The organism is Myxococcales bacterium (assembly GCA_022563535.1).
In the GTDB taxonomy this organism is placed as follows: Bacteria; Myxococcota_A; UBA9160; order UBA9160; family UBA4427; genus DUBZ01.
The window spans coordinates 1-8,119 of record JADFNE010000116.1; the positions used below are offsets into that span (position 1 = coordinate 1).

Consider the following 8,119-nt stretch of genomic DNA (forward strand, 5'->3'; position numbering starts at 1 on the left):
GAGCACATCCACGAGCCGTACCTGAGGCTCTGGTCAGAAGCCGAGCGAGAATGGGCCGGAAGCCTCTACGACAGCCCGGGGTTCCGGTCGGCCCGCGAGCGCTTCATCGAGATCGCCAGGGCGCTATCGACAACGCGACCCGGCCCGGAGCGAAGTCGTCTGGTCGAGCAGATGCACAAGCTGGAGCGGTGAAATCGACTGCGGCACGAGGCCGGTCCGGCCTGTTGATTGCCGTCACCGTCTTCTCCCGTCGGCCGTCGCGCGTGTCTTGAACATCAGAGGCACGGGCGCTCCGGGTTCCGGCCGAAACCAGAGCCAGAAGCGCATCGGGACCATCTCACTGCCATGTGCAAACGACCCTCCCCAACCATCGAGCCAGCGATTCTGTCATACGTGTGCCGCGTTGCGGGATATCATGACTACACTGTTGGCTTGTTAATGGAGAGTCGGGCGACGGAGGATCGAAAGTGAGCGATCGCGAGATGGAAGAGATTCGGCGCAAGTTCGCGGAGCGCGTTGCCAACGCAGCCTCGCTAGAGTCCGATGCTCTACGCGCTGCCTTCGCCGCAGTTCGACGTGAAGATTTCGTAGGTCCTGGCCCGTGGCAAATCATGCGGTCGGCGGATATATCGGAGGGCTACGAACAAACTCCCGATGCCAACCCGGTTCATCTCTACGATCTCGTTACAGTTGCCCTCGATCCCGAGCGGCTTCTCAACAACGGCGAACCCGCGTCGCTTGCTCGTTGGCTCGATCAGCTCGCAATCCGGTCTGGGACTCGGTTTCTCCACGTCGGGTCCGGCGTCGGGTACTACACCGCGATTGTCGCTCAGGCCGTTTCTCGCGCAGGCTACGTCCTGGCACTTGAGGTCGATCCGACCCTCGCCCAGCGAGCGGCCCGGAATCTTGCCGACTGGTCCAATATCGAAGTTCGGTGCGCTCCCGGACCAGAATCCAGTGATGGACCTTTCGACGCGATCTTCGTCAATGCTGGCGCGACGGATCTCGACATGAGCTGGCTTGACCGACTCAGTGAACGCGGGCGACTCCTGGTTCCCCTCACAGTCTCACTGCCTGAAGAGGAACTTGGATTCGGCCAAATGCTGCTCGTCGAGCGGAGCGATTCACATTGGCCAGCCCGATTTGTCGGGCCGGTGGGCATCTTTCATTGTAAAGGGGCTCGAAGCGAACGAGGCGAACAGCTACTCAGGGCGTCATTCGGCTCCCGGAAGGAGGGGCTGGTCGCCAGCCTACGGCGAGATCCCCATTCACTGGACCCCGAATGTTGGCTACATGCGGCTTCGTTCTGTCTGTCGAAACGGTCACCTTCACCTAACGGCCAGACGCATCATTGACTTTCCCACCCGTGCAACCAGCACCGCCCACCCACCAGCGTTCCAACCGATACCGAGCACAAGCCCATCTGCTGCTCTGGTTGCGGTCGTTGCACGGCGCGTTCCAATCGGCCTCTGTTAGAGTCTGGCCGTGAACTTCGGTGCCTCAGCGACCGTGGGCAGCTTGTGGCACGCGGATGAGAGGCCGGATTATCGGCACAAGAGGGATCTACTTGTAGAGGCAATCGCGCGCGATGGCTAGCCTGCGTCGCCACTGTCAGCGACGTGAATACCCGGGCGCGGGCGTCTTTGGTTATGGTCGAATCCAGAGCCAGAAGTGCATTGGCCAAGTGTTGAACGGCCCGCTTGGGCTCGGACGATACCAGAGGCCGTGGTGCTGGGTTGCTGGACGGTGGCGAACTCGCTCTAGCCGTTCACGATCCTTCCCAGAATGCCCTTGACGGTAATGTCGAGCTGGCTCCCGTTTCTGTAGTCCGCAGGAACAACGAAGTGGACTCGATCTTCCGAGATCAGCTTGAATACTTTCTCCTGGGCTTTGCTACCGCTTCCGTCCTTGGGCCATTCTTCCGGGTCGAAGACAGCGATTGAGTGGCCACCCTGAAGGCGAACCATTTTCATCGACGGGATGTCGGTGTGGACTTCCCCGATTCCGTAGACACTTTGCTTATGCCGCTGGACTTCCCGCTATTCTCCCACTACAGCCAAGGCAGTTCAGGATTGGAGCGCCCGCGAGATCGCGAAGCTCGGATGAGTTCTACGAAGTTCTGCGATAGAGAAGGCCGCGATCCAGGCGCGCGTAGAGGCGGGCCAGCGCGCGTTCTGTAGCCGACGTACTTTCCGTGCCCCGTTAATATCGGAAGGCTCTCGCAGGCGCATAGGACGCAAAATTGTGTTCGAGCAAATTGCCTTCAGCACGACATTCTATTCGCAGCGAACCCGATCGAAAACTTCACTCAATTTCGCACCATTATTCATGCGAAATAGGGGTGATATTTAGTCATTATTCGAAACCGTTGAGGCAGTAGGTCTCCGGTAGCGCGCAGTAGTGTCCCGGTCGCGACGGTGATTATGTTCCGGCCCCACATCAAGCCCCACACCCGCGTTGTTGACACGTGTCGGACGGCACCTTCGCGCCGCCGAGTCTCCGGTTCCGGCTGCCGTGCTGTAGTCGCCAGGGGAATCGGCGGGGACGCTGAGGGCGGGGCAATCCTCAATTCATGCGGCGAAGAGCCTCGACGATGGCACGCGCATCGGCGTCACTTATCCCTAACTCCGGCATCACTGTACGCGGATTGTGTGCTCGAGGTTGCAGGATCTGATTTCTTATCCAAGCTTCTTCGCGCCGATCAAAGATGCCGGCCAGGGAAGGACCGATCGAGCCTCCTTGACTCGCAATTCGGTGGCATCCGCGACATCCGTAGCGTTGAATCAATTCCTCGCCCGATTGCCGGGAAGGGGCACGTGTCCGGGCAACCAGCGCAGGAGGATTGTTGCTGGCACGCAAAAATGCCTCGATTGCGCGAGCCTGGTCTCCCGGAAGACCCGCGATCATCCTCATATGTGTGATGATCAGCGGCCACTCCCGATCCGAGTATTCCCCGGGACCCCTGGCGTTGTGACAGCGGTTGCAGTTGCTGGAGTAGAGGCTTGCACCTCTTGCAAAGTTCTGGGGCTCTTCGTCAGCTAGAGCCGAGATCGTGGACAACGCTCCGCCAAAGACAAGGCCAGTCATGAGAATCGCAAAGGTTGCACGCATCATCTTGAGTTCCTCCTGCCGTCCTTAGATTTAGAAGCCGTAGGCAAATGAGAGAATGAATCGATTGTCGTCGGGAGCTCCGTCGTTAATCTCGTATGTGAGCTTCAGCGGCGCCGACTCGAAGAGCCAATAATTCAGTCCGATCGCTAGCTGCTCTCGATTCTTCTCGGGGAAGCCCTCGATTTCACCCCATCGGATCACGGGTTCGAGGCGTCCGAACACTCCCGAAAACCCGTTGGACCCGGGGAGCAGCGAGCGCAACCGATACGCCGCCTGGAGCCAGTAGCCCGACACGTCTGCCTCGACACCACTCTCCTTGCGTGCCAAATGCGCGAACTCGCCTCGGAGTTCGAGATCATTGAAGCGGTACCAAGCGTCTACACCCACCAGGTGGTAACGAGCATTGCTGGGATCACCTGTCATGTAGGAAACGCCCAGCTCGAAATTTCCGATGGGGAGGAAGCCGACGCGACCACCAAGGGTCACTCCGTCGTCAAGATCTGCTGTGTTGTTAAATTCGAGGTCGAGCAATTCGTCCTCATCAGGCGGATCGCTGAGGTCCTCTCCCGTGACACCATTGCCCACGTAAAATGCGTAATTGACTTTGGCATCGTCATTCCACAATGCGCGACCTCCGGACGCCATGGCACCGATGTTGGCAAGTACGGGAATGAACCCCCCGCTGCCGTGACTGCCGTAGATTGGAGGTGGCGAAGCAAGCTTGTTGATCCACGTCGGGTGTAGACGGGGGCCGAACGTGTTGAACGGAGTCAGAAACTTGCCTCCGCTTACGACCAGCCAGTCGGTCGGCAGATAGTCGACCTGAGCGAACTCCAAACCGATGTGGGTTTCGAGCTCACCATCCTCGGCCTCCAGTTCGATCTCGAGTTCGGCAACGAAGTGTAGGCTGTCCGCCATTCGGAAGTGAAAACCCGGATTGAACCTGGTACTGAAGGCAGTCATGCCGTCTTGAACGTCCACGAGCCCGACTGTTCCGTAGCCGCTGATCAGAAATCGCGTAACCGGAGACCCTTCAAAGTCCTCGATTCGTTGGTCTACGTACTCTGCCAGGTACTCTCGATCGATTGGTTGCGATGGTTCGTCCGCAGGTGCAGTACTCACGGCGGGCGGCGCATCCTCGGTGTCGACGAGTTGCTGATATAGGCGACGCTGAGTGGTCTCGAGTTGATCGATCCGCAATGCCTGCTCCTCGACGATCTGTTCGAGGTCCGCCGCATGCGCGGTCGATCCCAGGACTACGCCTGCAACAATGATCGAGGCGCAAAGAGTCGTAAATGGTGGACCGTGGACTAGCGCTCTAGCCGCTGCTCGCCGATTGGCGATTCGTATGAATTGGCCATCGCGTCGAAATACTGCCCTCATTAGTCTCTCCTCAACTAATCAAGCTTCCACCAACCGGAATAGCAAGCGGCGTGCCACCGTGAGCAGGCTGTAGGCTGCTGCAAATGGGCCCAACTGTGGCGTTGCGTCCCTTTGTGTGGCCCTGCGCCACAGCCCTTTCGTTAAGTGCGGTGGAATATCACGGCGGGGAAGTGGGCGGCGCCCAAGCGCTGTCTAGTATGAGACCGACGGGGCGGCTCGATGGTACGGTTATTGCGAGTTCACAATATATCTTTCAAGCGTAAGAACGATGTAAGGCACCAACTCTTTTGGCGACTTCCTCGGCGGGGTAATGCTCAAACGACCTCAACTATTGTTAGCGCTCGCCTGCATTGCGGTGCTGCTCTACGGGTTCTTCCTCGGCCTCGACCTGATGGGCGTTGGCTTCAAGCTCTTCGGTAAAGACTTTGCGAAGATGCTTTTGGAACGGACCGCCAATCCTTTGGTAGGTCTATTTATCGGAATCCTGGCGACTTCCCTGGTACAGAGTTCCTCTACAACTACTGCAATGACTGTCGCGCTCGTGGCAGCAGGGGGCCTTACGATCGAGGGCGCTATCCCCATCGTCATGGGGGCAAACATCGGAACGTCAGTCACCAACACCTTGGTATCGCTCGGTCACGTGAGTCGAAGGGTGGAGTTCCAGCGGGCCTTCGCGGGTGCCACGCTTCACGACTTCTTCAACTGGATGGCTGTCTTGATTTTGCTTCCACTAGAGATTCTCACTGGTTTTCTGGCGAGAACGTCCAGTTTTCTCGCCGAAGCCCTTGAAGGGGCCGGTGGAACCAAGCTCTTCAATCCCCTGCGCGCAATCGTGCGTCCCACCGCTAACTACATCAAAGAGTTATCGGGTGAATCGGGTGCCCTGGTGGTCGCGATTGGGGTCGCCGTCCTGATCGTCAGCATGAAACTTCTCGTCGATCTTCTGAAGCTGCTTATGACCGATCGTGCGGAGCGGATCCTTCACGGTACCATCTTCCGATCCAGCTTCGCCGCCATCCTCGCTGGTTTCGCATTAACCGTCTTGGTACAGAGCAGCTCCATCACCACGTCTCTCATGGTGCCCCTCATCGGTGCCGGCATCATAACCCTCAAGCAATTCTTCCCGTATACGATTGGGGCCAATCTCGGCACGACTGTGACAGCAATGCTGGCTTCTCTCAGCACTGGCAGCACGGCTTCAATAGCGGTGGCTTTCTCGCATCTTCTATTTAATGCAAGTGGGTCCCTCATTATTTATCTTCCACCGCCTGTGCGCGCAATCCCACTCGCCCTCGCACAGGCCATGGGCAGGCTCGGCAGCAGAAACCGCCTACTGGCAGTGCTTTACATTGTCGTATTCTTCTATGGACTGCCTCTCCTGCTGTTGTTACTGACCGGAACTCTTTAGGAGGTGTATATGCTCAAGAAATTCTTTGGTCTCGATCGGCCGTCGACGCTCATCGAGGGGGCATTCCTTGACATCGCCGGTATGTTGCAGCAGGCCGGTCGGATGCTCGACCACTCCCTCGCTGTTCTGCTGGACAATCGTGAGACGGAACTGGATCTCGAGAGTATGGATGATGAGATCGACGAAGCAGAGCGAATGGTTCGACGCAGCATCCTCGAACACTTGAACGTCAGTCCAAAGCAGGATCTCGTTGCCAGTTTGATTTTGTCGAGCATTGTGCAAGAGGCGGAGCGGATTGGAGACTTTGCACGCGGTCTTCCCAAGATTGCTGCCCTAGCCAAAGGACCCCGAGTTGGCCCATTTGCGGACGATTTACGTGCACTCGCGATGCGCGTGCGTGCGCTCTTCGATCAATGCGACGAAACCTTTCGCGAGGGCGATGCCGAGATGGCACGCGCGCTAATGCTTACCCACCGCGAACTCAAAATCGAACTCAACCACTACATTGATCGAGTCGCAAAAAGCGACCTCACAGCGGATATGGCTCTCGTGTACGGCATCAGCGCAACCATGCTTCGGAGAATCAGCTCGCATCTGAGTAATATTGTCTCGACGGTCAACCAACCCTTCGACCGCATTCGGCATGGTGTCGAAGACATCACCTGACCCCGCTTGGTGCCAGAACTCAACCCAACATCGTGCCGCTCTGCGCTATTAGCATTTTAGGATTCCGCCAGATCAGTGTGCGGCACTAGTCGATCCGAGCGCGCCAGAGCAGGGGTGTGAATTCGATCGCGAAGAGGAGATAGCCCACCGCGAAGGCGGTTCCACTTGCCAAGAAGACGGGCAGGACGTGAAGCGGCATCAAGCCAGGTCCGAAGACGCGCACGAGGGCGGCAAATACAACCGCCGCAAAAGAGGCGATCGTGATGGTGCTCGCTTATACCGGGCGACCCGAGTGGCCTAAGGAAACGCGCGTCATCATGCCGAGGATCATCGAGCCCATCGCACCCGCAGTAAAGGAGTGAAGCGCCGCCGATACCGGGAGCACTTGCGTGAGCACCGCGGCACCGTGACACGCGAAGCCTATCGCGATCCACCCGTGGCCGACATGCAGGATCCACAACATCGGTTGGCCCAAGGTGTAGCGAGGTTTCCAGAGTCCCTGGCGCAACGCGAGAAGCGGAGCAGCCGCGAGAGCGGCAAATCCGCCAACGGAGCTGCCCGGAATTGCCAGATCCAAAGCGAGGGCAAAACCGGCCGCGCAGAGTGCGAGCGCTCCAATCCGTCGGTCACCTTGCACTGCGAAGTCGAGACCGCTTCGTCGCAATGCGTTGCGGGTAAAGAGTGGAACAACGCGTCCTGCGATTACCAAGATCAAGAATACGACCAGATACACGGACCCGTAAAGACCGGCGCGCAGCAGCGACGCATCCGCCCGCATGATTCCGACGTGCATCGCTCCGTTTGCAATCGCGAGGGCAAAGATAACAAGGACTATGGGAAGGTTGCGTCTCTTGCCGGAGCGCAAGATCGGAACCCCGACCACCATTCCGAGAACGGGAAGGAAGGCTCCGTCGAGTAGTGCGACGGCCTCTGGAGGTAAGATGCTGGCCGACGCGAGCGCCGCGCGGCCGACCAGCCACAGCGCGACTAGTCCTCCAATCGGCGCTCCTCGCAGCGGCGCCGTGCCACACCAATTGGGGACAGCGGTGAGCAGAAAGCCCGCGATCGCAGGGACCACAGTTCCGTGTAACATCTCATGTGCATGCAGGCTGTGGGGCGGCCAGCCCTGGGACCCGATCGCGATACCCGATAGAAACGCAACCCATGTCGCCATTGAAGCCACAGCGTTCAAGGCGCCGAGCCAGAAAAAGGAGCGAAATCCGACAGACCAGAACGGTGCACTCATCCGTACTCCCGGCATCCCTTCAGTCATCAGCCGCCCTCACTTGTTGCTAAGCGACTCCATGCGCATCCGCCGCTTCGGCCCATTCGCGTCCGGATCCGTGCTGTCTTCCTTCGATGTCGCTCGTGACCCGGGGCTTCCATCGCGGAACGGCAACGCCGTTTGCCTCTCGCGCTTGTCGCAACGCTGCGCAAACGCGACCTGCCACGGCGGTCGCGCTCGGCTACTGGAGCGGCGTTCGCTTCTTCGGGTCGACGAAGGGGATGGCCGTTGTGCGACCAGCGACCGCTCCCGCCGGCGTCTGCACC

The 8,119-nt window shown here is 58.7% G+C and carries 9 protein-coding genes; 4 read left to right on the forward strand and 5 right to left on the reverse strand.

Going from position 1 to position 8,119, the window contains the following annotated elements:
- The coding region (locus IH881_19520; protein MCH7869891.1) for a hypothetical protein at positions 1–192 on the forward strand (192 nt) is incomplete at its 5' end.
- A 275-nt stretch (positions 193–467) separates the two neighbouring features.
- Positions 468–1,355, forward strand: coding sequence for a protein-L-isoaspartate O-methyltransferase (locus IH881_19525; GenBank protein ID MCH7869892.1), 888 nt, complete (start codon positions 468–470; stop codon positions 1,353–1,355).
- 405 nt (positions 1,356–1,760) lie between these two features.
- Here IH881_19525 and IH881_19530 read toward each other — a convergent pair whose 3' ends face one another.
- The 3 genes from IH881_19530 to IH881_19540 all read right to left on the reverse strand — a co-directional run bounded on the left by IH881_19530 (position 1,761) and on the right by IH881_19540 (position 4,494).
- Positions 1,761–1,973 carry a hypothetical protein gene (locus tag IH881_19530; GenBank protein MCH7869893.1) on the reverse strand — a complete coding sequence of 71 codons (213 nt, stop codon included), beginning with the start codon at positions 1,971–1,973 and terminating at the stop codon, positions 1,761–1,763.
- 592 nt (positions 1,974–2,565) lie between these two features.
- A complete protein-coding gene (locus IH881_19535; GenBank protein MCH7869894.1) occupies positions 2,566–3,114 on the reverse strand; it encodes a c-type cytochrome in 549 nt (182 codons plus the stop codon).
- Between the two features lie 27 nt (positions 3,115–3,141).
- Positions 3,142–4,494 carry a porin gene (locus IH881_19540; GenBank protein MCH7869895.1) on the reverse strand — a complete coding sequence of 451 codons (1,353 nt, stop codon included), beginning with the start codon at positions 4,492–4,494 and terminating at the stop codon, positions 3,142–3,144.
- A 310-nt stretch (positions 4,495–4,804) separates the two neighbouring features.
- On the opposite strand from IH881_19540, the gene IH881_19545 reads away from it, so the two are divergent.
- Together IH881_19545 and IH881_19550 are read left to right on the forward strand one after the other, a co-directional pair.
- Complete coding sequence (locus IH881_19545; protein ID MCH7869896.1) at positions 4,805–5,902, forward strand: Na/Pi symporter; 1,098 nt, start codon at positions 4,805–4,807, stop codon at positions 5,900–5,902.
- A 9-nt stretch (positions 5,903–5,911) separates the two neighbouring features.
- Positions 5,912–6,568 (forward strand): PhoU domain-containing protein, encoded by a 657-nt coding sequence (locus tag IH881_19550; protein ID MCH7869897.1) that lies wholly within the window; start codon positions 5,912–5,914, stop codon positions 6,566–6,568.
- An 85-nt stretch (positions 6,569–6,653) separates the two neighbouring features.
- Here the strand turns inward: IH881_19550 and IH881_19555 are convergent, their stop codons facing one another.
- On the reverse strand, positions 6,654–6,833 hold the full coding sequence (locus IH881_19555) for an NnrS family protein (protein MCH7869898.1): 180 nt from the start codon (positions 6,831–6,833) through the stop codon (positions 6,654–6,656).
- Between the two features lie 9 nt (positions 6,834–6,842).
- Positions 6,843–7,814, reverse strand: coding sequence for an NnrS family protein (locus IH881_19560; GenBank protein ID MCH7869899.1), 972 nt, complete (start codon positions 7,812–7,814; stop codon positions 6,843–6,845).
- Between the last annotated feature and the right edge of the window lie 305 nt (positions 7,815–8,119).

Excerpts from the sequence above, each read along its gene's own strand:
- IH881_19530 (MCH7869893.1), bottom strand. The coding sequence starts at position 1,973 with ATGAAAATGGTTCGCCTTCAGGGTGGCCACTCAATCGCTGTCTTCGAC.
- IH881_19535 (MCH7869894.1), bottom strand. The coding sequence starts at position 3,114 with ATGATGCGTGCAACCTTTGCGATTCTCATGACTGGCCTTGTCTTTGGC.
- IH881_19540 (MCH7869895.1), bottom strand. The coding sequence starts at position 4,494 with ATGAGGGCAGTATTTCGACGCGATGGCCAATTCATACGAATCGCCAAT.
- IH881_19545 (MCH7869896.1), top strand. The coding sequence starts at position 4,805 with ATGCTCAAACGACCTCAACTATTGTTAGCGCTCGCCTGCATTGCGGTG.
- IH881_19550 (MCH7869897.1), top strand. The coding sequence starts at position 5,912 with ATGCTCAAGAAATTCTTTGGTCTCGATCGGCCGTCGACGCTCATCGAG.
- IH881_19560 (MCH7869899.1), bottom strand. The coding sequence starts at position 7,814 with ATGAGTGCACCGTTCTGGTCTGTCGGATTTCGCTCCTTTTTCTGGCTC.